Origin of the sequence: Microbacterium meiriae, from assembly GCF_025143875.1 — a bacterium.
Taxonomy (GTDB): domain Bacteria; phylum Actinomycetota; class Actinomycetes; order Actinomycetales; family Microbacteriaceae; genus Microbacterium; species Microbacterium meiriae.
On sequence record NZ_JAMBDU010000003.1, the window covers coordinates 1 to 21,360 of the forward strand.

Here is a 21,360-nt window from a genome sequence, read left to right on the forward strand (position 1 = left end):
GGGGGGGGGGGGGGGGCCCCCCCCCCCGCCGCGGGGGGGGGGGGGGGGGGGGGGGGGGGGGGGGGCCCCCCCCCGCGAGGTTCGAGGATTCTGTCGTCTGGCTCATGGGGGATTCCCGAACCTCTCCGTTCCGCGGGTCAGCCCGCGTCCACCTGGTCCTGGATCTGCTTCAGCACATCGGCCGCCGGCTGGTCCTGGATCTGTCCGAACAGCGACTTGAAGGCGCCGTCCGCGGCCGACCACTTCGGGTTGGTCGACGGGTAGAACTGCGCGTCGGGCAGCACGTCGAGGAACGGCTTGAGGGCCTCCTCGCCGGACAGCTCCTCGGCGCCGGACTTCGTGACGGGGAGGAAGCCCTCCGCCTGCACCCACGGCACGTAGACCTCGGGCGAGTAGAAGTAGTCGAGGAACTTCGTGATCGCCTCCTGCTTGTCGCCGTCGTTCTCGAACGCCATCAGCTGGTCCATGACGCCGAGGGTGAACGGCGAGCCGTCCTTCGTCGGGATCGGGACGATGGAGTAGTCGAGCTCCGGGTTGTTCTCGGCGATCTGACCGACCGTCGGCGGCAGGCCGACCTGCATGCCGATCTTGCCCTGGATGAAGATGTCCATCAGCGGGGAGCGCTGCGTGGAGCCGGGGTCGGCCTGGGTCGCCCCGGCGTCGATCATCTTCTTGATCTGCTCGGCGCCGACCAGGTTCTCCGGGGTGTCGATGGTGATTTCCGACGCGTCGCCGAAGGATCCGCCGCCGCCCCAGAGCCACACGGCGGCCTCGGCCTGTGCCTCCTCCGAGCCGAGCGGCATGCCGTAGCCCGCGACACCGCCGCCGAGCCCGGACACCTTGGTCGCCGCGTCGAGCAGGGAGTCCCAGTCGGTCGGCGCCTCGACGCCCGCCTGGGAGAGGAGGTCGTTGTTGACGAACAGGGCGCGCGCGGAGGCGATCATCGGCAGGGCGTAGGCGGTGCCGTCGACCTCGGCGTTGGCGAGGAAGGAGTTCTGGAAGTCGGAGTAGACGTCGTCGGACACGACCTCCTCGACGGGGTAGAGCAGCTCGTCCTCGACGAAACCCGCGAAGGGACCGCCGTTGTAGATGTCGGGCGCCTCGCCGGCCTGGACCTTCGTGGAGATGACCTTCTCGAGGTTGTCCCACGACTGCACCTCGAGGTTGACCTTGATGTCGGGGTTCTTCTCGGTGAACCCGTCGATGACGTCTTCCCAGAGTCCCTTCGTGGCGTCGGAGTAGCTGGGGACGAGCAGGTCGAGCGTACTGGCGTCGTCGCCGCCACCGCTGTCTCCTCCCGATCCACCGAAACCGCAGGATGCGAGCGACAGCGTGGCGACGGCCGCGACCGCTGCGGCCCCGTATCGCCGTGACTTGTTCATGGGCATTGCATTCCTCACTGTGGGTGCTGCTCCAGCGGGCGGGATCCGCTCTCCGGAGAGGGGGGTGGTGCACAGTCGCAGAACACTCCACGCGACGGTGCGTGATGATCGCGCCGCCTGCGCGGTCGTGATCGTCCGAGCGGGGGCTCGGGGGAACTCGTCCTGATTATTTGTCAGGCAAACAAACAAATCAAGATGTTGCTCTCCTGGGACGAAATACTATGATCGGATAACGCCCGAAACAATCACAAGTACGCAACATCTCGTCCGAAAGGCCTCTTCATGACCGCTTCGCTGCCCGGCGCACACATGCGCGCAGAGCTCCGCTCCCAGCCGGAGATGTGGGCCACCGCCGCCGAACTCACCGCCGAGCAGGCTCTGCTGCCGGCCCGGGGTGCACGGGTCGCGGTCGTCGGCTGCGGCACGTCGTGGTTCATGGCGCAGTCCTACGCCGCGCTGCGCGAGTCGTCCGGCCACGGCGAGACCGACGCGTTCGCGGCCTCCGAGGCCTTCGTCGACCGCGGCTACGACGCCGTCGTCGCCCTCACCCGCTCCGGCACCACCACCGAGGTGCTGGAGCTCGTCGACCGCATCAAGGGGCGCACCCGCACGATCGGCGTGATCGGCGACCCCGACTCCCCGCTCGTCTCCCTCGTCGACGATGCCGTGCTGCTGCCGTTCGCCGACGAACAGTCGGTGGTGCAAACGCGCTTCGCCACGACCGCGCTCGCCCTCTTCCGGGCGTCGCTGGGTGAGGACCTCTCCGGAGCCATCGCCGACGCGTCGGCCGTGCTCGCCGAAGACGGGGACGACATCGAGCTGCGCGATGCCGAGCAGTACACGTTCCTCGGTCGGGGCTGGACGATCGGCCTGGCCCACGAGGCCGCCCTGAAGCTGCGCGAGTCGTCGCAGTCGTGGACCGAGGCGTATCCGTCGATGGACTACCGTCACGGTCCGATCGCCATCGCCGCCCCGGGCCGGGTGACGTGGCAGTTCGGAGAGGCACCGGAAGGACTGGCCGCGGAGGTGCGCGCCACGGGCGCCCGTTTCGAGCACCGCGCGATCGACCCGCTCGCCGATCTCGTGCGCCTGCACCGGACAGCCCTCGACCGTGCCGTGGCCCGCGGGCTCGACCCCGACCAGCCGCGCAACCTCACGCGATCCGTCATCCTGGATGCATGACGCCAGCGATCCCCGGAGCCGAGCGATGACCCCGAACGACGCCGCGGACGCGATCCCCGACGTCGCGAGGGACGAGGCCGGCGAGAAGCTCGCCGCGGTGCGCACGCTCGGCGCCGGGTCGCCCGTCCTGGCCTTCGACGTCGGAGGGACGGACATCAAGTCGGCGCTGTTCGATGCGGACGGGCGGGCGCTCGGTCTCCGCCGCACGCCCACCCCCACGGCCGACGGCGACCGCACCCCCGCGCTGCTCGACCGGCTGCAGGTGCTCGCCGCGCAGCTCCGCGATGAGCATCCCGACGTGACGCCGCGCGCCGCCGGGCTCGTGGTGCCGGGGATCGTCGACGCGGCCGCCGGGATCGGAGTGTTCGCGAGCAACATGGGCTGGCGGGACGCACCGCTGCGCGCGCTCGCCGCCGAGCGTCTCGGCCTCCCCGTCGCGTTCGACCACGACGTGCGCGCCGCGAGTTGGGCCGAGCACGAGCTGGGCGGCGCGCGGGCCTACGACGACGCGGTGATCCTCGTGATCGGCACCGGGATCGCGGGGGCCCTGCTCGTCGGCGGCCACCCCTACACGGCCGGAGGCTACGCCGGCGAGATCGGTCACTCCCCGATCGCCGACGGACCGGTGTGCCCGTGCGGTGCCCGTGGCTGTCTGGAGGCCGTGGCCTCGGCGGGCGCCATCGCGCGCCGCTACCGGGAGGCCACGGGGACGACCCCGGACGGTGCCAAGGACGTCATCGCCCGCGCGGCCGCCGGGGATCGGGTCGCCGCGGAAATCTGGGACTCGGCGCTGGACGCACTCACCCTGTCGCTCGCGCAGCTGACCGCCGTGGTCGCCCCCGAGGCCGTGGTGATCGGCGGCGGACTGTCGCGGGCGGGCGGCGCGCTCTTCGACGAGCTGCGGACCCGTCTCGCCGCCCGCCTCAGCTTCCACCGCCTCCCCGCGCTCGTCCCCGCCGAGCTGTCCGGCAACGCGGGACTGATCGGCGCCGCCCTCCGTGCCAGGGAGCTCGCATGATCCTCACCGTCACCCCGAACCCGGCCCTGGACCTCACCTGGCGGGTCGATCGCCTCGTCGCAGGCGGGACGCACCGTGCCGAGACCGGGGCGTCCCGCGCCGGCGGCAAGGGCCTCAACGTCGCCAGGGTCGCGCACGCCGAGGGGGCGTCCGTCCTCGCGCTGACCACGGCCGGCGGTCCGGTCGGCGCGGAGTTCGCCGCGGAGCTCACGGCCAGCGGCGTGCCCCATGTGCTCGTGCCCGTCGCGGCCGACACCCGTCGCAGCATCGCCCTCGTCGACGAGGCCGCGGGCGACACCACGATCGTCAACGAACGAGGGGTGAACCCCACCGATGCCGAGTGGGGCGGGCTTCTCGCGGAGATCGTCGACCGGCTTCCCGGCGCCGGGGTCCTCGTCGTCTCCGGGAGCCTCCCCCCGGGAGCGCCGGAATCGCTCGTGCCGATGCTCGTCGCGGTGGGCGCCGACGCCCGGGTCCCGGTGATCGTGGACATCTCGGGCCCGGCCCTCCTGCGCGCCGCCGACGCCGGAGCCACCGTGCTCAAACCCAATGCCGCGGAGCTCGCCGAAGCCACCGGCATCGACGACCCCGTCGAGGGGGCCCGGTCGCTGCTGGCCCGGGGCGCCGAGCTCGTGCTCCTGTCGCTCGGGGCCGACGGCATGCTCGCGGTGACCGCGACCGATCTCCTGCACGCCCGACTCGACGAGCCGCTCTCCGGCAACCCGACCGGTGCGGGAGACGCCGCGGTCGCGGCCTGCGCCGTGCTCTCCGCGGAGGGCGAGCGTGATCCCGAGGTCATCCTCCGCCGCGCGACCGCGTGGTCGGCGGCCGCCGTGCTCATGCCGCTCGCCGGCGACATCTCTCCCCGCTGGCGCGCGCTCGAGGAGCAGCTCCGCGTGTCCCGCCCCGACCCCGCCTCCTTCCGGAAGGACCCTTCGTGACCCTCGTCTCCGCCCGGGAGCTCGTCTCCGCAGCTGCCACCGCCGGCACCGGCATCGGTGCCTTCAACGTCATCCACCTGGAGACCGCGGAGGGCCTCGTGCGGGCCTCCGCACTCGCACAGCTCCCCGTGATCCTGCAGATCTCGCAGAACTGCGCCGACTATCACGGCGGTCTGGAGCCGATCGCCCTCGCGACGCTCGCCGCGGCAGGACGCGCGGAGACCCCGGTGGCGGTGCACCTCGACCACGCGGAGCGACCGGAGCTCGTCGACGAGGCGGTGGCCCTCGGCTTCGGCTCGGTCATGTTCGACGGCGGCGCGCTGCCCTACGACGAGAACGTGGCGGTGACCGCCGAGGTCGCCGCCCGGGCGCGCGCGGCAGGGGTCTACGTGGAGGGCGAGCTCGGCGAGGTGGGCGGGAAGGACGGCGCCCATGCCCCCGGCGTGCGCACCGATCCGGTCGAGGCGCGGGCGTTCGTCGCCGCGACCGGGGTGGACGCGCTCGCCGTGGCCGTGGGGTCGTCGCACGCCATGACCGACCGCACCGCCTCCCTCGACCTCGACCTCATCGCCCGCCTGCGGGCGGCCCTCCGCGGTGCCGCCTCCGACGGGACCGACGTGCCTCTCGTGCTGCACGGCTCCTCCGGGGTTGCCGACGCCGTGATCGCCGACGCCGTGCGCGCCGGGATGACGAAGGTCAACGTCTCCACCCACCTCAACGGCTTCTTCACGCGCGCGGTCCGCGAGGTGCTCGCCGCCGACGAGCGTCTCGTCGACTCCCGCAAGTACCTCGCTCCCGCCCGCGCCGCCCTCGCGGACGAAGCCGCCCGGATGCTGCGACTGTTCGCCCTGCTGCCGTCGCAGAATCCCGCTCCGGTCGCAGAGGTTCCCGGCAGCGCTGCGACCTCGACGCGAAACGACGACCGGTGAAGCGGGCGGCCCGACTGCACGCGATCCTCGACCTCCTCGCGGCGGACGGGGAGGTGACGGTGGAGGAGCTGGTGGAGCGGTTCGGAGCCTCTCCGGCCACCACCCGCCGCGACCTCGACTCCCTCGCCGAGCAGCGGCTGCTCACCCGCACGCACGGCGGGGCTGTCGCCCAGACCGTCGCCTACGAACTGCCCCTCCGCTACAAGAGCCATCTCCGCACGCACGAGAAGGAGAGCATCGCACAGACCGCGGCGGCGCTCGTCACCCCCGGTATGGTGGTCGGCCTCTCCGGCGGCACGACGACCACGGCCATCGCGGCCGCGCTCGCCGCCCGCGAGGACCTGGCAGCGGAGGGCGGGATCACGGTGGTCACGAACGCCGTGAACATCGCCGCTCAGCTCGCCACCCGGCCGGAGATCAAGGTGGTCGTCACGGGCGGTGTCATCCACTCGCGCACGTACGAGCTCGTGGGCCCGTTCGTCGAGCAGCTGCTCCGCGGGGTGCGGCTGGACCTCGCCTTCATCGGTGTGAACGGGATGGACGCGGCAGCCGGGGCGACCACGCAGGACGAGCGCGAGGCGGCGGTGAACCGGATGATGGCGGAGCGTGCGCGGCGCGCCGTCGTCGTGACCGACGGCAGCAAGCTCGGGGTCGAGGCGTTCTCCACGGTCGGCGGGCCGGAGCTCTTCGCCACCGTCATCACGGATCGAGGAGCCGACGGCGCCGCGGTCGATGCGCTGCGCGCCGCGGGGTACAGCGTCCTCCTCGCCTGAGGCGCTCCGGCCGCCCGCGGACACCCCGAGGGCCTCGGCGTCCCCAGATCGCCGAGGCCCTGCGAGAGCGTCGCGGCTGCATACCGCGACGCTCCCGAGCAGATGGTGTCCGTCTCGTCTTCCCGCTCCCCAGCGGCGTTTCCCCAGAACCGACGGCGCCTCCCTCGGGCCTCTCCCTTCGAGGCCTGTCGCTCGACACCTTCCGAAGAACAGGAGAGGGTGGGTGCGATTCTGATACCTCGGTCCGGCAAAAAAGTCAGAATCCGTTGCCGTGACACTGGAATGGGGCGGAAACCCCCGTCGTCAGCGCGGCGCTCGCCAGGGCGTCGGCGGGAGAAGCACCGGTCGAGAGGCCGTCGTGGACCGCGGTGAGGAGCTCGCAGGCGTCGTCGTCCGGCACCGTGACCGGGGCCGCGATGACCGAGTCCGCGCCCGCGTGCAGCCAGACCCGCGTCATGCCCAGGGCCTCCTCTCCCCAGCGCACGGAGGAGCGCCCCAGCTCGCACGCCGAGAGGATCACGGTCCGCGGCACCCGGGGGATGAGGTCGACGTCGTAGCCGAAGAGCACCCCGTCGGCGAGCTCGAAGCCGGAGAACAGAGGATTGTCGACCGCATGGCGTCCGTGCGCGGCGATGTGGAGCACATCGACGGAACCGGCCAGTGCCGTGGCGGCGGTCACGGTCGCCTCGGTGCCCTGCAGCAGGCGGGTCGCCCCCCGCGTCGTCCATGAATCCGCCGCGCGCCGGACCTCTTCCGCCGCCCGCGGTACCCGTGGTCCCGCCGCGAAGCCCACGCTCGGGGTCGAGGCGGCGGCCGTCGTGCCGTGAAACCAGCGCGAGACCGAGGTCGCGAGGGTGAACGGCACGCCGTGCATGCCGGGGAGCATGGCCCACGGCACCCCGCCGAGGATTCCGGGAACGGTGACGACGAACCGCTCGGCGCCCGCGGCGGCCCGGCGCATCGGCCCGAGCAGCTCGTCGTCCAGGACTGCGAGGCGTGCCGTCAGAGCGCGCGCGGTCACCGGCCCCATCGCGCCGCCCCGCGTGAGCGCGGCCATGTCGAGGTCGGCGCGCAGGCCGTCGAGAGCGGTCCGTACCCGCGACCACGACAGGTCGACGACGGTCGCGCCGGCCGGCCGCACCACCACCCCGTGCAGGCCGGTGCCGGTGTAGACGTAGGCCAGCACCGCCGTATCGGACGGCAGGAGCGCGGAGGTCTCGGCGAGCGTCCGGCGCTCCCTCGTCGCTCCCGAGCCGGTGGCGGACCACTGCCGCTCCCGCACCCGGTCGCGGAGCGCGCGGACGGTGGGGTCGGTCGTCCAGTCCGCCCCCGCGAGGTCGGCGCGCAGCATCCGCAGTTCTGCGAGGTCGGCGGCGAGGGCGTCGTCGTGCGGGGGGCGGACGGGGGCGACCTGTTGGCTGAGGTGCCGGGCGCGCTCGGACCACTCGAAGAGCGTCGCAGGGTCGCGGCGGCGGACGGCGGCGGCGAGCCCGGTGAACACGAGGTCGCTGGCGTGCATGGCGACGGAGGCCTGCAGGTCGAGGGCGCCGAACGACCGCTGCCACGCCGACAGCAGGTCGAGCCCGGCGGCCGCGGCGCGCAGCGCCTCCCCGTCACGGCCGCGTCCGGCGGCGCGGGCCGCGCGGACCTCCTGCGCACGGAGCCGCAGCGGCGTCGGGGCCGAAGCGGGGACGCGGGGGAGGCGGCCGGTGCCGTCGCGGCGGGCGCTCAGCCGCAGGGCCGTGGCTTCGGTGCGGAAGCCGCTCCGGTCGAGCTCCTGCGCCACGCGTTCCCACGCGTCGGCATCGAGGGGGCGGTCGGGCCGGATCCGCTGCCGCGCCTCCAGCTGCACCGCGGCGGCTCTGGCCGCCCAGCCGCTGCTGCCGAGGGCGGTGAAGCGTCGGGCGGCGGTGCGGGCGGCGCGCTCGGCCGCCCGAGGGTCGTGCCGGACGAGCGAGCGGGCGAGGTGGAACTCGGCCTCACCACGGGCCTGCCGCATCCGCTGCGCACCGAACTGCACGGCCACGCGGCCGAGCAGCGCCTCCGCCTCGGTCGTCAGGCCCGCGTCGCGGAGCACCTCGGCGCGGTCGAGGTCGCTGATGGCGGTGGCCAGGGCGCTGGTGGCCGCGAACGTCGGCCGGGACGCGGCCATCAGGCGCAGCGCCGACACGAGGTCACCGCCGAGCAGCGCGGCATAGCCGAGGTTGTGCGTGGCCTCGGCGAGGGAGTCCCGTTCGTCGTGCGCCTCGTAGATCCCGATCGCACGTCGGAGGTCGGCCATGCAGGTGTCCAGCTGATGGCGTTGCATCCGCACCACCGACCGGTTCATCAGACAGTTCGCGAGGGCCGGCGTCTCGGCACCGGCAGCGTTGAGTGCGTCGATCGCGGCGGTCAGGCTCGCCTCGGCCTCCTCCATCCGTCCGCCGTGCATGAGGAGGGCGCCGAGCTGCCCGCCGAGGAGGGCGACCGTCTCGGCCTGCAGTCCGTCCCTGGCCAGGGCCTCCCGGCACAGCGCCTCCGCCGCCGCGGGCTCACCGGTCTGCGCGAGCACATACGCCGTCGTGCCGTCGATCCGCGCGCGGAGGTCGACGTCGTCCGTGCGGGCGGCGGCTTTCTCCAGCTCCCGCCGGGCACGGGTGAACTGCCGGGCGTTGGCCGCCTCGACGCCGCGTCGGTGCAGCGCGCTCGCGGACAGGGGCATCCGTCCAGGATGCCGTGCCGGGGTGGTCGTGCGGAAGGGTGAGAGGCGTCAGGACCTCTCGTGCGGCGTCGGCAGCGAGGTCAGGACGGCGGCGACGGCCTTCGCGGCGACGGCGGGCTTCACGCCCTGGGCGGGGACGGCGCCGAGCTGGGCGGCGACCCGTCCGGCGATGTACGGAGCCGCGAAGGAGGTGCCGCTCCACACCGCGAAGCCGCCTCGGTAGTCGTCCGGGTCGAGCGTCTCGCGCGGCAGCCCGTCGACGTCTGCGCGGGTCGCGGCCTGCGCGCCGCCGACGAAGGCCGGCGAGGTGCTGACCACCGCGGCGCCCGGGGCGTACACCTGCACCCACGGGCCGACGTTCGAGAACAGGGCCACGGAGTGCGCCGATGGGTTCAGGGCGCCGACGGAGACGTGCGGAGCCCCGTGGTCGGACCGCAGCCCGTTGTCGGCGCCGGGCCACGGCCACAGCGACGCGGGGAAGGAGGGGCGGTCGATCGCGTCGTTGCCGGCCGAGCAGACGACCACGCAGCCGAGTTCCCTGGCCTTCGCGAGCAGCTCGTACAGCGTCGTGCTGAAGAGCCCGTCGGTCGGGGTCTCGTGGTAGTAGCTGAGGGAGAGGTTCAGCACGTCGATCGGGAAGCCCGTCGTCGGATCCTCCCGATGCCGCCGGAGCAGCTCCACGACCTGCGCCACGGTCTCGAGGAGCGTGCTCTCGTCCACCACCCCGAGCGCGCCGGCGACACGGATCGACAGGATGTCGGCGTCCGGAGCGGCCTGACGCACGAGGCCCGCGATGAAGGTGCCGTGCCCGGCCACCGCGTCGATCTCGCCGTCGAGCTGCCCGTAGAGGTCGGGGTAGCGCTCCGGGTCGGCGTCGTCCGTGAAGCCCACGGGGACGCCGTCGAGCTCCACGTGCCGGGTGACGATGTCGGACGGCAGCCAGGCGTGCTCCCCGCACCCGGTGTCGAGGATCGCCACGACCGGCCGTCGTCCGCGCTTCGGAGCGGCGGCGCGGGCCGGGGCGGGACCGAGCCAGGTGACCGGCTGCCGCGCCCCGCGTCCGGGCTCCAGGTAGTCGTCGCTACCGCCTCCGCCGGGTGCCGCACCGCGGACGGGGTTCGTCCGGGTGAACGGGTTCGTCCGCGTGAACGGGTTCGTGCGGGTGAACGGGTTGAGCCCGACCGGATCGATCGAGAGCACGTGCTCGAGGCTGGTCCGCGGCATCGTCGAGCGCGACAGACGACGCGCGCGTTGCAGCACCCGCCAGGCATCGGGTGCCACGGGGGACTCGCCCCTGGTCGGCTCATCCGGCGTGGTCAAGCGCGCCCGCAGGAACCCCGCGACACCCGGCACGAGCTCGCCGTTCCCGATCTCCCGCTCCGGCGACTCCAGCTCCAGCCGCCAGCCGAAGGAGTCGGCGGCATCCCTCAGGGCGCGCAGCTCGCGGTCGTACGCCTCCTGCTCGTCGAGGGCACGCGTGATCAGCAGGCGCTCCGGCAGGTACGCGGTGGGGAACGCTCGGATCCCGTCCACCGGTTCGGTGCTGGGGTCGAGGGCGGTCCCGCGGCGGATCGATCCCTCCGCGCGGTCCTGCCAGGTCCATCCCTGGGGCTGCTCCATCGGTCATCCTCTCCGTGGGCATCGACGGCGACGGCGCCGGCGATGCGGGGTCACAACTCGAACTGCGGGGTCTCCAGGGTGCGGGTCTCGTCGCCGACCGTCGCGGTCAGGCGCACGCGGCTGAGCCCCGACGGCACCTCGTCGAACACGAATCGGCCGGTCTCCGCCGGGGTCGTGCGGCGCCCGCGCTCGCCCTGCAGCAACACGATCTCCGCAGCGGCGGTGTCCACCCAGCCGTCGATCCTTCGTCGTCCGGACGCGGTCGTCGTGACGTGGAGGAGGATGCTCGTGCTGCCGTCGCTGAACTGGAGGGTGAGGGCGTCGGTCTCGCCGCGGACCGTGCCGAGCTGGCCCTCCACGAGGGTGAGCAGCGCGTACTCGCGGTTGAGGCCATCCGCCGCGACCGCGGCGACCATCCGGTCGATCAGCCCGGCAGGGACCGGATCGACCTCTCCCCAGAGGCTGCGCAGGCGGGCGAAGAGCCGGGCGTCGTCCTCATCGCTCATGATCGTCCCTCCGTCCGACGGGCCGGGGCGTCGAGGAGGTCGCGGAGCTTCGCGAGGCAGCGGCTGCGGGTCGGCCCGATGCTGCCGACCGGCATGGACAGGTCGCGGGCGAGGCGCGCGTAGTCAGGGCGGTCCTCGAAGGCGATCACCCGGAGGAGACGCTGGCAGCGCTCGGCGAGGCGGCGGACCGCGGCCCAGAGCCGTCGGTTCTCGTCGTCCAGCGTGGCGTGCTCCTCGGCGGACGCCTGCTCCGGAAGGAGGGCGTCCAGGTCGTCGGATTCCGCGGTGTCGACGCGACCGTTCGCCTTGCCGACCTTCCAGGCCTCGCGGCGGGCGGTGGTCGTGAGCCACGCGGAGACGGCCCGCGGGTCGGCGATGGCACCGTGGCCGCGCACGAGCTGGAGCCAGGTCGTCTGCACGACGTCTTCCGCGAGGGTGCGTTCGAGGCCGTAGGCGCGCACGACGTGCCACAGCACCGGCGTCATCAGCCGCACCAGGTCGTCCATCGAGCGGCCGTCGCCATCGCGCCACGCATCGAACAGGTCCGCGGCACGTTCCCAGCGTGCGCGCCCGTCGTCGGATGCCGGATCGAAGGCGGCGCCGGGGGCACCGTCGATCATGAAGCCCATTGTGATCACACCTACCAGGAGCACGGCAAGGGCTCGGTGATACATGTCGCGGTCCAAGAATTCCGACGCCCGAATCCGTGGGGCGACGACACCCTCGATAGCGTGGAGGGGTGATCGCTCTCGTCGTCGTGCTGTTCCTCAATGCCGGCTTCAACGTGCTCGTCTGGCCGCGGTTCTACAAGCGGGTCGCGAACGATCCGCGCGCCAGGGACGAGAACGGCAAGGCCACCCCGTTCCTCCGCGTGCACGTCATCCTCATCGCGATCGCGCTGGTGCTCGCCGTGGCCTCCGCGGCGGCGGGTATCACTGTGCTGGCGGTCGCGCCCTAGCGCGGAGCCTCAGTCCGCCTCGTACTGGGCGGCGTGCGCGGCCCACCGAGACTCGACGGGGAGGCTGCGGAGGGCGCGATTCCCGATCGCGAGGGCGGCGGCCAGCACGCACAGGGCTGCGCAGATCAGGATGGTGCCCTGGCGTCCCGCCCACGCGAGGCCGAAGCCGGCGATGAGGGGGGCGAGCGGCATGGCTCCCATCGCAAGCACGCCGATGGCGCTGTTCGCGCGCCCCAGCAGTCGGGAGGGCGTGGCCACCATGAAGTAGCCCATCATCCCCGCGTTCAGGGCGGGGAGAAGGAGCACCGAGGCACCGAGGACGACCGCGACGGCCCACGGCGCGGACACGAACGACAGCACCACGGCGCAGAGGGCGACGACCGTGAGTCCGCCGATCGTCAGCACCCCCGCCGGGATCCGGGGCACGAGGAACGGGGCGACGACCGCGCCGACGAGCATCACGGCGCCGATCGCCGCGCTGACCGTGCCGATGAGCAGTTCGGAGTGCCCCGCCTGCTGCAGGGCGTAGACGACGGTGGTGATCGCGGCGTTGAAGCCGAGGTTGATGACCGTCATGATGAGCATGACGCCGCCGAGGTCGGGGCGGGACAGCAGCCAGCCGAATCCCTCCCGGAACTCCCGCCAGGCGTTCGGGCGGGTGGTGGGCGCGTCGAGGTCCGCGTCCTCCTCGGCACCGGTGTCGGCGATGCCCGCTCGCCTGGTCTGACGGCCGAGCAACCCGGCGGTCACGGCCGCGACGAGGTGGCAGAGGGTCATGACGGCACCGACGAGCCAGCCGCCCACGCCGAGCAACAGCCCGCCCAGAGGCCCGCCCGCCAGCTGGAGGGCGGCGTCGCGCCCCTGGTTCGCGGCCTGCGCCCGCCCCATCGCGTCATCCGGGACGATCTCCTTCAATGCGCTCTCGCCGGCGACGTCGAAGAGGCCGCTCCGTGCGGCCAACAGCACGTCGATCACGAGGAGGGTCGCGAAGGTGAGAGCGCCGCCGAGAGCGAGGAGCGTGAAGGCTCCGGCCAGCACGATCCCCAGGATCGAGCCGACGAGCATGAGCACGATGCGCCGGTGCCGGTCCGCCAGGATGCCGCCGACCAGCGTGAGCAGCAGGCGGGCCACCATGCCCGCACCTGCGATGACGCCGGCCTGCGCGGGGTCGTTCGTGATGATCAGCGCGAGCAGCGGCACGGCGAATCCGAACAGGGCAGACGCCAGGCCTTTGCTCGTGTCGCTGATGAGCCAGGTGAGGTAACGCGTGTTCCGCGACAGGCGGTGGGGGGTGGGCGTCATCGTCATGGCTCGACGATAGTTGCGCAAGACTAATTGCGCAACTATTCGTGCGGAATTGCGTGACTAGGATCGGGGAATGGCCGACGACGCGGAAACGACCTCCCGGGAGGACGCCGCCTTCATGACGTCGGCCATGCTCAAGGCCTACTCGCACCCGTTGCGCCGACAGATCCTCCGCCTGATCGCCCGGCGGGGATTCCTGCGCGCGGCGGACATCGCGGGCGAGCTCGATGTGCCCGCCAACAGCGCCAGCTTCCACCTGCGAGTGCTCGCCGAGGCGGGGCTCATCGAGGAGGCGCCGGAGCAGGCCAGGGACCGCCGCGACCGCGTGTGGACGGGCCGCAAAGGGGCCCTCAACGTCGGCGGTCCGGAGAACCCCGTGCCCGACGAGGCGCTCGGCGGGGCCGTCGTGGCGGCGCTCGCGGAAGACCACCAGGACCTCGTGCGGCGGGTGATGGCCTGGACGCCGGAGTACGTCTCCGGGCGCACGGCCGAGGTGCACGCGTCATTCGTGCAGCGCACCATCCGCCTCACGGAGGCCGAGTTCGACGACGTGATGCACAACATCAACGACGTGCTCTCCGCCGCCGACGCCGCGCACGACGACACCGACCCGACCGGCCGTTACTGGCAGATGGACATCGTCGTCGCCGACGACACCATCTGAGTCACTCGTCGTCGTCGTCGGGGCGCTCGCCGCTGAGGATGAGGATGCGGCGGAGGTGCATCGCCGTCAGCACGCCCGGTCCCATCGAACTGCGGACGTCGAACGTGCGGTCGTCGACGCGCTCCAGCAGGAGCCGGATCGCCCGCGCCGCCTCGCCGCGACGGCGGTGCGCCGCGCTCGAGGCGGGGTCGTCCTCGGCGATGACGTCGGCGACGGCGTGGCAGGCCGCGGACAACGGCTCGGGCAGCGCGGGGTCGAGGGGCATGCCGGCGGGGCGCTCCCAGATCGTGTCGGCCGTCGCGTCGGCGATGTCGCGGATGAGGTGCGCGATCCGGTCCAGGGTGGAGAGCTGCTCGTGGATGTGGGCGGTTCCCGCGTGCCGACGGCGCGCTCGGGGGTTGTAGCGCACGCTCTCGTCGGCTTCGGCCAGGGCCGCACGGAGGTCGGCAGTGGTCTCGGCGAGCGCGGCGGCATCGTCCGCCCACTGCGCGGTCTCCGGCGGCCAGGATTCGGAGACCGCGGAGCCGATGTCGTGCAGGTGTCCCGCGAGCTGTCGGCGGAACTCGTCCACCCGCGCCTCTGCCGACCCGATGAGCGGTGCGGGCGCGAAGAGAAGGTTCACCACCAGGCCGATCACGACTCCGACCCCCATCTGGGCCAGGTAGCCGACGGAGTAGTCGTCCGCGTTCTGACCGCCGATGATGAGCACGAACAGCGCCGCCATCGGGACGTACTCCTTGCCGACGCCGAACCAGCCGGTGCCGGACACGAGGACGCCGAGCCCGACGACGAGGGGGATCGTCCACCACGTCGGTCCGACGGTGAGCACGATCACCGCGGCCAGACCGATACCGGTGGCCAGGCCGAACAGGGTCTGCAGGCTCGACCGCATGGACCCCATGAGCGTCGGATACATGCTCACGAGCGCGCCGAGGGGTGCGTAGTACGGGTACTCGTCGGTGACTCCCGGCATGTGCGGCGCGATGGTCCACGCGAGCCCCACGGCGAGCGCCGTCTTGACGACGAGGAGCAGGCGGGCGGGTCGGACCGCCTCGCGAATGGTGCGGGCGAGGTACGAGCGGCGCTCGCGGACGCGCAGGCGGGAAAGGTCAGGCGTCACGTCATCCTCTCCTCGCGGCGGTCGGGTGGTCCTCTCTGGCGAGGATAGGGCCGAGGGCCGCCTGCGGCCACCGGGTTGCCCCGGCTCGGGCCGCCGGGTAGAGGCGGTAGGACGCGGATGCCGCGACCGCGCGGGGTGCGCAGCCGCGGCATCCGCGGATTCGGATCCTTGCGTCAGGGCGTGGCCCGACGGAACGCGAGGAACGAGATGACGCTGAGGACGGCCACGACCACGAGCCCCCAGAGCGCGAGGCCCACGGCGCCGAGGTCGAGGATGCCGAGCCACACGTCGCCCCACAGCTCGAGCCGTGTCACCAGGTACACGACCCCCACGAGGAGGAGCGCCAGGGCGACGCCGACGATGGTGAGGACCATCGGACCCCAGCTCTTGTAGATGGTCGCGCCGGTGAACCCGACCACGAAGAAGAACAGGGCGAGGGTGAAGTAGACGACGAAGGCGCCGAGCGGGCCGGCCTCCCACAGCCACGGCAGGTGGAACACCCAGCCGTTCACGCCGTAGCCGTTGGTGGCGAGCTCGATCGCACCGCCCAGGAGGAACAGCACCCCGAGCAGTGCGCTCCCGAGGATCGCGGTCAGCAGCGTCCCGATGAAGAACTCGCGCCGGGTGACGCTCATGGCCTGCGAGAACGGGAAGGTCAGCGTCATGGCCGACAGGCCGATCGCGAAGAAGTACCACAGCGGCGCCTGGCCGCCTCCGCCGTACTTGGGGGCATCGCCCGGGATCATCGCGTAGATGAGGACCGAGATCACGACGGCGGAGCCGAGGATGATCAGCGGGACCCAGACGAAGGTCTGCCGGTTGATGAGCTGCAGTCGGATGACGTTGAGTGTGCGTCGCATCAGCGGACTCCTTCCGTGGTGGCATCGGCTCTCGTGGCGCCGCGGCTCTCGGCCTTCTGGGTGAGGCGGACGATGAGCTGCTGCAGCGAGACGGGGGCGAGGTCGAGACCCGCGGCCCGCACGTCGGCGCGGTCGTCGGCGGTGAGGGTGCCGAGCACGGTGACCGAGGCGACGCGGCCGAGCTCATCCCGGTGCAGCACCTCGCGGCCGGCGGTCCAGGCGTCGACCTTGGTGGCGTCGCCGACGACGGTCACGGCGCGGTCGCGGACGGCATCGGTGTCCTCGTTCAGGAGGATCTGGCCGTTGTCGATCACGATGACCTTCTCGATGAGGTTCGCGACCTCGTCGATCAGGTGCGAGGAGAGGATGATCGTGCGCGGGTGCTCCGCGTAGTCCTCCACGAGCCGGTCGTAGAAGATCTGCCGGGCGACGGCGTCGAGCCCCAGGTAGGGCTCGTCGAAGAACGTGATCTCGGCGCGGGAGGCCAGGCCGATGATGACGCCGACCGCGGAGAGCTGCCCGCGGGAGAGCTTCTTGATGGTCTGCTTCATCGGCAGCTGGAACTCCGCGATGAGCTCGTCCGCGAGGTCCTGGTCCCAGTGCGGGAAGAACAGGCGCGCGGCGGCGAACGCGTGCCGCGGGGTCGCGTCGTCCGGGTACTTCTGGCTCTCCCGGACGAAGCAGATCCGGCCGAGCACGTGGGCGTTCTCGTACGGGTGCTCGCCGAACACCTTCACAGTGCCGGAGGACTCGAAGTTCTGCGCCGTGAGGATCGACATGAGTGTCGTCTTCCCGGCACCGTTGCGGCCGAGGAGCCCGTAGATCGAGCCTCCCTCGAGCGAGAGCGACACGTTGTCGAGCGCCCTCTTCTCCTTGTAGCGCTTGGTGAGGTTCTGCACCTCGATGACGGCGGTCATGCGGGGTTCTTCCCTTCTGGGGTGGGGGCGGATGCGGCGCGCTGCCGGAGCAGGTCCGCGAGGTCTTCCGCGCCGAGACCCAGCGTGCGGGCCTCCGCGAGGAGCGGGTCGATGTAGCGGTCGGCGAAGGCCGCGCGGCGCTCGCCGAGGAGCAGTTCCCTGGCGCCTTCCGAGACGAACATGCCGATGCCTCGGCGCTTGTGGAGCACTCCCTTGTCGGTGAGCATGGCGACTCCCTTCGCAGCGGTGGCGGGGTTGATGCGGTAGAACGCGGCGAGCTCGTTCGTCGAAGGGGCCTGCGCCTCCTCGGCCAGCGAGCCGTCGAGGATGGAGTCCTCGATCTGCTCGGCGATCTGGAGGAAGAGCGGCTTGCCTTCTTCGATCACGAGTCCTCCGTGGTTGCTGGGTTACTTACTTGACTAAGTAACCATGGGACCCGGTTCCGTGTCAACCCTCTCCTTCGCGGGCAGGCACAGCTTCGGAGATCTCTGTCGACACGCCGCCTGACGGGCGGTCCGGGCGGCGTGTCGGCCGTCAGCTCCGAAGCTGTGCACGGGGAGAGGGTGAGGCGGCCGCGTACAGTGGGCTGGTGCCGGAGTTCCCCTACAGTCGTCTGCGTCGCTGGCCCGACGTCGAGGCGGACAACCTCCAGGCCTACGATGCGACCGATCTGCTGCTTGTGGAACGAGCGCTCGCCCTCGACGTGCCAGGGTCCGGGACGGTCGTGATCGGAGACGAGTACGGCGCGATCTCGCTCGCTCTCACGGCGGCCGGGCGGCGCGGGATCCGTGTGCACCAGGATCTCGCGACCGGACGCCGCGCGCTCGCCCGCAATGCGGAGGAGCTCGGGATCGGTGGGTTCACCCCGCACGAACTCGACGAGAGCCTGCTCGCCGGTGCGCAACTGGTGCTGCTGCAGCTCCCGAAGGCCCTCGCCGAACTGGAGGAGATCGCGGATGCGGTCGCCCGGTGGGCTGCGCCTGACGTGGTGCTCGTCGCAGGCGGTCGGGTGAAGCACATGACTCTGGCGCAGAACGAGGTGCTGGGGCGGAGCTTCGCCCGGGTACAGGCGCAGCGCGCCGAGCGGAAGTCGCGGCTGCTCGTCGCCTCCGAGCCGCTCCCGGTGCCCGAGTCGCCGTCGTTCCCGGTCACCGCGCGGCACGGCGACCTCGTCCTCGTGGCCCACGGCGGCGCCTTCGCCGGGTCCCGCCTCGATATCGGCACCCGGGTCCTGCTCGAGGTGCTCGACCTCGACGGTTCACAACTCAGGAGAACAGAGGTGACACGCGCCGAGAACGAGCGGAACGGCGGCGAGAGCAGCCGTTCTTCCGGAGTTGTGAACGGCGGACGCCGCGTGCTCGACCTCGGCTGCGGGACCGGAGCGCTCGCCGTGTCCTGGGCGCTCGCCCACCCGCAGGACCGCGTCGTCGCCACAGACCGCTCGGCCGCCGCCGTCGCCTCCGCCCGTGCTACCGCGTCGGCGAACGGCGTGGCCGACCGGGTCGAGGTCACGCACGACGACGCGGGTTCGGCGCTCGCCCCGGGGAGCTTCGACACGGTGCTCTTGAATCCGCCGTTCCACCTCGGCGCCAGCGTGCACACCGGCGCCGCGACCCGCCTGTTCGAGGCCGCCGCGCGTCTGCTCCGACCGGACGGGGAGCTGTTCACGGTGTACAACTCGAGCCTCGGCCACCGGGCCGAGATGAGCCGTCTGATCGGCCCCACCGACCAGCTCCGGCGCACCCCGAAGTTCACCGTGACGCGCACCGTCCGGCGCCCGTGAGTACGCCGCACCGAGATTGCTAGACGCTCGTACTATCCCCCGGTCAGCGGCGGAAACCCGGGTACGTCCGTGGAGCAGGATTTGCCGCTGACCGGCCATTTCGTTACGTTGGTCTGCGGGCCTGACGGCCCATAGACCAGTCCGCGGTCACGTCCTTCCTTCGATGAGCTGTGCGGCGAAGAGGCGTGGGCGTACGGTCGATCCCCTCTGCGGCGGATCCGAAATCCGCCGCCTGTGCCGCCACAGCGAAGACGTCGAACGGCCTCGTGAGGATCACCCGGGCGTAACCGAAGCAGGCTCAGCCACCCGAAGGCCGAGCCGCAGGGGAAACGTGTCCGAAACAGCACTCGAAGCGCGCCATCTGTACAAGGTGTTCGGGAGGAATCCGAGCGCCGCCGTCCGCCGACTGAAGGCCGGGGAGAGCCGCACGGCCGTCGCCGATGCGGGGACCGCCGCGGTCATCGACGCCAGCTTCACCGTCAACCGCGGTGAGATCTTCGTCATCATGGGCCTGTCCGGATCGGGCAAATCGACCATCATCCGCATGCTGAACGGCCTGCACGACATCACCGCCGGCACCGTCACCGTGGGCGGCGACCCGATCACGGGGATCCCGGCCGCGCGCCTGCGCGAGATCCGCCGCGACCGCATCTCGATGGTGTTCCAGCACTTCGCGCTGCTGCCGCACCGCACGGTCGCCGCGAACGTCGCCTACCCGCTCGAGCTCAAGGGGGTCGGCAAGGCCGAGCGCCAGGCCAAGGCGGAGGAGATCCTCGCCCTCGTCGGGCTCGAGGGCCAGGGCGACAAGCTGCCCTCCGAGCTGTCCGGCGGTATGCAGCAGCGCGTCGGCATCGCCCGCGCCCTCGCCGCCGACAGCGACATCCTGCTCATGGACGAGGCCTTCAGCGCGCTCGACCCGCTGATCCGCCGCGAGATGCAGGAGCAGCTTCTGGAGCTGCAGCAGAAGCTCCAGAAGACCATCGTCTTCATCACGCACGACCTCAACGAGGCCATGTTCCTCGGCGACCGCATCGCCGTCATGCGCGACGGGCGCATCGTGCAGATCGGCACGCCGGAGGACATCCTCATGGACCCGGCGAACGACTACGTCGAGCAGTTCGTGCAGGACGTCGACCGCGCGCGCGTGCTCACCGCCGCGAACGTCATGGAGCGTCCGCGCCCCGTCGTCGCCGAGTCGGCCGGTCCCCGCACCGCGCTCCGCCAGATGCGGGACGCCTACATGTCGGCGACCTACGTGGTCGGCAAGGATCGCCAGCTGGTCGGCGTCGTCACCGACCGCGATGCCGTGAAGCTCGTCCGTCAGGGCGCCACGCGCCTCGACTCGATCATCAAGCCGGTGCTGCAGAGCGTCCGCGAGGACGACGTCCTCATGAACCTGTTCGTCCCCGCCGTCGAGTCGCCGCTGCCCCTCGCGGTGACGGATGCCGACGGCCGCCTCGCGGGCGTGATCCCGCGCGTCACCCTGCTCGCGGCGCTCGGTCCCGGGCCCGGAGCGACCGAGGAGATCCTGCTGCCGATGACCCCCATGCCCCAGGCTGAGATCGACGCCGTGCTCGACGACGGATGGACGGCCGAGCCCGGCCCTTCGACGAGCTCAGGGACCCAGGGTGGGTTCGGCTCAGAGGCCCAGGTCGACACGGAGGAGGTGCGCTGATGGACGGTTTCCGCATTCCTGTGGGCGACTGGGTCGCCGCCGGCGTCGACTGGATCACCGCCAACCTCGACGGCCTGCTCGACGCGGTCTCGTTCGTGGTGAGCTTCCTGGTCGACGGCCTGACCCGCCTGCTCCTCACCCCGCACTTCGCGGTCATCATCGTGATCGCCGCGCTGATCGCCTGGGTCGTGCGGTCGTGGCAGCTCGCGATCGGCACGATCCTGTCGTTCGGGCTCATCGTCGCCATGGACCTCTGGGTCCCGGCGATGCAGACGCTCGCGCTGGTCCTCGTCGCCGCCGTCGTGGCCGTGCTGATCGCGGTGCCACTGGGCATCTGGTCGGCGCGCAATGCGACGGTGCGCGCGACGTTGAAGCCGGTGCTCGACTTCATGCAGACCATGCCGGCCTTCGTGTACCTGATCCCGGCGATCGTGTTCTTCGGCATCGGTGTGGTGCCCGGACTCGTCGCCACCGTGATCTTCGCGCTGCCTCCCGGCGTGCGCCTGACCGAGCTGGGCATCCGCGGTGTCGACGCCGAGACCGTCGAGGCCGGACACGCCTTCGGAGCGACGCCGAGTCAGATCCTCCGCGGGATCCAGCTGCCGCTCGCGATGCCGACCATCATGGCCGGCGTGAACCAGGTCATCATGCTCGCGCTGTCGATGGCGGTCATCGCCGGTATGGCCGGAGCCGACGGGCTCGGGAAGATGGTCGTCGAGGCGATCTCGACGATCAACATCCCCAAGGGTGTCGAGGCGGGACTGGGCGTCGTGCTCATCGCCGTGTTCCTCGACCGGGTGACCGCCGCTCTGGGCGCGCCCGGCGAGAACCGCTCCTCGCTCCTCGGCATGCTGAAGCGTCGCGGTTCGTCCCGGCCTTCCGCTCCCGTGGCGTCGGAGCCCGCTGCCTCCGCGCCCGCCGACTCCGCCCCGACCGAGTCCGAGCTCGCCCGCGCCTGAGCGCCCCTGTCCCGCGCCCCCGTTTCCGTCCCCCACCCCTTTCGTCCGGTGCGGGATGGAAAACGGG

At 71.9% G+C, this 21,360-nt stretch carries 20 protein-coding genes; 10 read left to right on the forward strand and 10 right to left on the reverse strand.

Annotated elements, in window-relative coordinates; all coding sequences use genetic code 11:
- Positions 1-137: 137 nt before the first annotated feature.
- Positions 138-1,388 carry an extracellular solute-binding protein gene (locus M4D53_RS02505; protein WP_259951718.1) on the reverse strand — a complete coding sequence of 417 codons (1,251 nt, stop codon included), beginning with the start codon at positions 1,386-1,388 and terminating at the stop codon, positions 138-140.
- A gap of 276 nt (positions 1,389-1,664) precedes the next feature.
- On the opposite strand from M4D53_RS02505, the gene M4D53_RS02510 reads away from it, so the two are divergent.
- The 5 genes from M4D53_RS02510 to M4D53_RS02530 are packed head-to-tail and all read left to right on the forward strand — an operon-like array spanning position 1,665 to position 6,225.
- Positions 1,665-2,564, forward strand: coding sequence for an SIS domain-containing protein (locus tag M4D53_RS02510; RefSeq protein ID WP_259951719.1), 900 nt, complete (start codon positions 1,665-1,667; stop codon positions 2,562-2,564).
- A gap of 25 nt (positions 2,565-2,589) precedes the next feature.
- Positions 2,590-3,582: an ROK family protein gene (locus M4D53_RS02515; RefSeq protein WP_259951720.1), complete on the forward strand. Its 993-nt coding sequence runs from the start codon at positions 2,590-2,592 to the stop codon at positions 3,580-3,582.
- Positions 3,579-4,523 carry a 1-phosphofructokinase family hexose kinase gene (locus M4D53_RS02520; protein ID WP_259951721.1) on the forward strand — a complete coding sequence of 315 codons (945 nt, stop codon included), beginning with the start codon at positions 3,579-3,581 and terminating at the stop codon, positions 4,521-4,523. Before M4D53_RS02515 ends, M4D53_RS02520 begins: the two co-directional genes overlap by 4 nt.
- Complete coding sequence (locus M4D53_RS02525; protein ID WP_259951722.1) at positions 4,520-5,452, forward strand: class II fructose-bisphosphate aldolase; 933 nt, start codon at positions 4,520-4,522, stop codon at positions 5,450-5,452. The genes M4D53_RS02520 and M4D53_RS02525 overlap by 4 nt, the downstream gene beginning before the upstream one ends.
- Entirely contained in the window at positions 5,449-6,225 is a 777-nt protein-coding gene (locus M4D53_RS02530) for a DeoR/GlpR family DNA-binding transcription regulator (RefSeq protein ID WP_259951723.1), read from the forward strand. Before M4D53_RS02525 ends, M4D53_RS02530 begins: the two co-directional genes overlap by 4 nt.
- Before the next feature lie 256 nt (positions 6,226-6,481).
- Here M4D53_RS02530 and M4D53_RS02535 read toward each other — a convergent pair whose 3' ends face one another.
- From M4D53_RS02535 to M4D53_RS02550, 4 genes are read right to left on the reverse strand one after another with little or no spacing between them, the layout of a single operon-like run.
- Positions 6,482-8,926 (reverse strand): CHAT domain-containing protein, encoded by a 2,445-nt coding sequence (locus M4D53_RS02535; protein WP_259951724.1) that lies wholly within the window; start codon positions 8,924-8,926, stop codon positions 6,482-6,484.
- 48 nt (positions 8,927-8,974) lie between these two features.
- Positions 8,975-10,546 (reverse strand): S8 family peptidase, encoded by a 1,572-nt coding sequence (locus M4D53_RS02540; protein ID WP_259951725.1) that lies wholly within the window; start codon positions 10,544-10,546, stop codon positions 8,975-8,977.
- Positions 10,547-10,596: 50 nt separating this feature from the next.
- Complete coding sequence (locus M4D53_RS02545) at positions 10,597-11,052, reverse strand: hypothetical protein (RefSeq protein WP_259951726.1); 456 nt, start codon at positions 11,050-11,052, stop codon at positions 10,597-10,599.
- On the reverse strand, positions 11,049-11,672 hold the full coding sequence (locus M4D53_RS02550) for an RNA polymerase sigma factor (RefSeq protein WP_232089144.1): 624 nt from the start codon (positions 11,670-11,672) through the stop codon (positions 11,049-11,051). Before M4D53_RS02550 ends, M4D53_RS02545 begins: the two co-directional genes overlap by 4 nt.
- A 119-nt stretch (positions 11,673-11,791) precedes the next feature.
- Between M4D53_RS02550 and M4D53_RS02555 the strand changes: the two genes are divergently transcribed.
- Positions 11,792-12,010, forward strand: coding sequence for an SCO4848 family membrane protein (locus M4D53_RS02555; RefSeq protein ID WP_259951727.1), 219 nt, complete (start codon positions 11,792-11,794; stop codon positions 12,008-12,010).
- 9 nt (positions 12,011-12,019) lie between these two features.
- On the opposite strand, the gene M4D53_RS02560 is transcribed toward M4D53_RS02555, so the two are convergent.
- Positions 12,020-13,318, reverse strand: coding sequence for an MFS transporter (locus M4D53_RS02560; protein ID WP_259951728.1), 1,299 nt, complete (start codon positions 13,316-13,318; stop codon positions 12,020-12,022).
- A 70-nt stretch (positions 13,319-13,388) separates the two neighbouring features.
- Here M4D53_RS02560 and M4D53_RS02565 point away from each other — a divergent pair, with 70 nt between their 5' ends.
- Positions 13,389-13,979 carry an ArsR/SmtB family transcription factor gene (locus M4D53_RS02565; protein ID WP_187662885.1) on the forward strand — a complete coding sequence of 197 codons (591 nt, stop codon included), beginning with the start codon at positions 13,389-13,391 and terminating at the stop codon, positions 13,977-13,979.
- Between the two features lies 1 nt (position 13,980).
- Here the strand turns inward: M4D53_RS02565 and M4D53_RS02570 are convergent, their stop codons facing one another.
- The 4 genes from M4D53_RS02570 to M4D53_RS02585 form a co-directional block, all read right to left on the reverse strand.
- Positions 13,981-15,099, reverse strand: a complete 1,119-nt coding sequence (locus M4D53_RS02570) for an FUSC family protein (protein WP_259951730.1) — start codon at positions 15,097-15,099, stop codon at positions 13,981-13,983.
- A gap of 173 nt (positions 15,100-15,272) precedes the next feature.
- On the reverse strand, positions 15,273-15,959 hold the full coding sequence (locus tag M4D53_RS02575) for a hypothetical protein (protein ID WP_187662887.1): 687 nt from the start codon (positions 15,957-15,959) through the stop codon (positions 15,273-15,275).
- Positions 15,959-16,876 (reverse strand): ABC transporter ATP-binding protein, encoded by a 918-nt coding sequence (locus tag M4D53_RS02580; protein WP_259951731.1) that lies wholly within the window; start codon positions 16,874-16,876, stop codon positions 15,959-15,961. Before M4D53_RS02580 ends, M4D53_RS02575 begins: the two co-directional genes overlap by 1 nt.
- Positions 16,873-17,262, reverse strand: coding sequence for a GntR family transcriptional regulator (locus tag M4D53_RS02585; protein WP_025104181.1), 390 nt, complete (start codon positions 17,260-17,262; stop codon positions 16,873-16,875). Before M4D53_RS02585 ends, M4D53_RS02580 begins: the two co-directional genes overlap by 4 nt.
- A gap of 203 nt (positions 17,263-17,465) precedes the next feature.
- On the opposite strand from M4D53_RS02585, the gene M4D53_RS02590 reads away from it, so the two are divergent.
- The 3 genes from M4D53_RS02590 to M4D53_RS02600 all read left to right on the forward strand — a co-directional run bounded on the left by M4D53_RS02590 (position 17,466) and on the right by M4D53_RS02600 (position 21,293).
- Positions 17,466-18,659 carry a class I SAM-dependent methyltransferase gene (locus M4D53_RS02590; RefSeq protein WP_259951735.1) on the forward strand — a complete coding sequence of 398 codons (1,194 nt, stop codon included), beginning with the start codon at positions 17,466-17,468 and terminating at the stop codon, positions 18,657-18,659.
- A 331-nt stretch (positions 18,660-18,990) separates the two neighbouring features.
- A complete protein-coding gene (locus M4D53_RS02595) occupies positions 18,991-20,334 on the forward strand; it encodes a quaternary amine ABC transporter ATP-binding protein (protein WP_232089145.1) in 1,344 nt (447 codons plus the stop codon).
- On the forward strand, positions 20,334-21,293 hold the full coding sequence (locus M4D53_RS02600) for an ABC transporter permease (RefSeq protein WP_259951736.1): 960 nt from the start codon (positions 20,334-20,336) through the stop codon (positions 21,291-21,293). The genes M4D53_RS02595 and M4D53_RS02600 overlap by 1 nt, the downstream gene beginning before the upstream one ends.
- Positions 21,294-21,360: the final 67 nt, after the last annotated feature.

Bases quoted from the DNA above. Each gene is read 5' to 3' on its own strand.
- M4D53_RS02550 (WP_232089144.1), bottom strand. From the start codon at position 11,672: ATGATCGACGGTGCCCCCGGCGCCGCCTTCGATCCGGCATCCGACGAC.
- M4D53_RS02575 (WP_187662887.1), bottom strand. From the start codon at position 15,959: ATGCGACGCACACTCAACGTCATCCGACTGCAGCTCATCAACCGGCAG.
- M4D53_RS02565 (WP_187662885.1), top strand. From the start codon at position 13,389: ATGGCCGACGACGCGGAAACGACCTCCCGGGAGGACGCCGCCTTCATG.
- M4D53_RS02545 (WP_259951726.1), bottom strand. From the start codon at position 11,052: ATGAGCGATGAGGACGACGCCCGGCTCTTCGCCCGCCTGCGCAGCCTC.
- M4D53_RS02600 (WP_259951736.1), top strand. From the start codon at position 20,334: ATGGACGGTTTCCGCATTCCTGTGGGCGACTGGGTCGCCGCCGGCGTC.
- M4D53_RS02540 (WP_259951725.1), bottom strand. From the start codon at position 10,546: ATGGAGCAGCCCCAGGGATGGACCTGGCAGGACCGCGCGGAGGGATCG.
- M4D53_RS02535 (WP_259951724.1), bottom strand. From the start codon at position 8,926: ATGCCCCTGTCCGCGAGCGCGCTGCACCGACGCGGCGTCGAGGCGGCC.
- M4D53_RS02520 (WP_259951721.1), top strand. From the start codon at position 3,579: ATGATCCTCACCGTCACCCCGAACCCGGCCCTGGACCTCACCTGGCGG.
- M4D53_RS02580 (WP_259951731.1), bottom strand. From the start codon at position 16,876: ATGACCGCCGTCATCGAGGTGCAGAACCTCACCAAGCGCTACAAGGAG.
- M4D53_RS02515 (WP_259951720.1), top strand. From the start codon at position 2,590: ATGACCCCGAACGACGCCGCGGACGCGATCCCCGACGTCGCGAGGGAC.
- M4D53_RS02505 (WP_259951718.1), bottom strand. From the start codon at position 1,388: ATGCCCATGAACAAGTCACGGCGATACGGGGCCGCAGCGGTCGCGGCC.
- M4D53_RS02510 (WP_259951719.1), top strand. From the start codon at position 1,665: ATGACCGCTTCGCTGCCCGGCGCACACATGCGCGCAGAGCTCCGCTCC.
- M4D53_RS02560 (WP_259951728.1), bottom strand. From the start codon at position 13,318: ATGACGATGACGCCCACCCCCCACCGCCTGTCGCGGAACACGCGTTAC.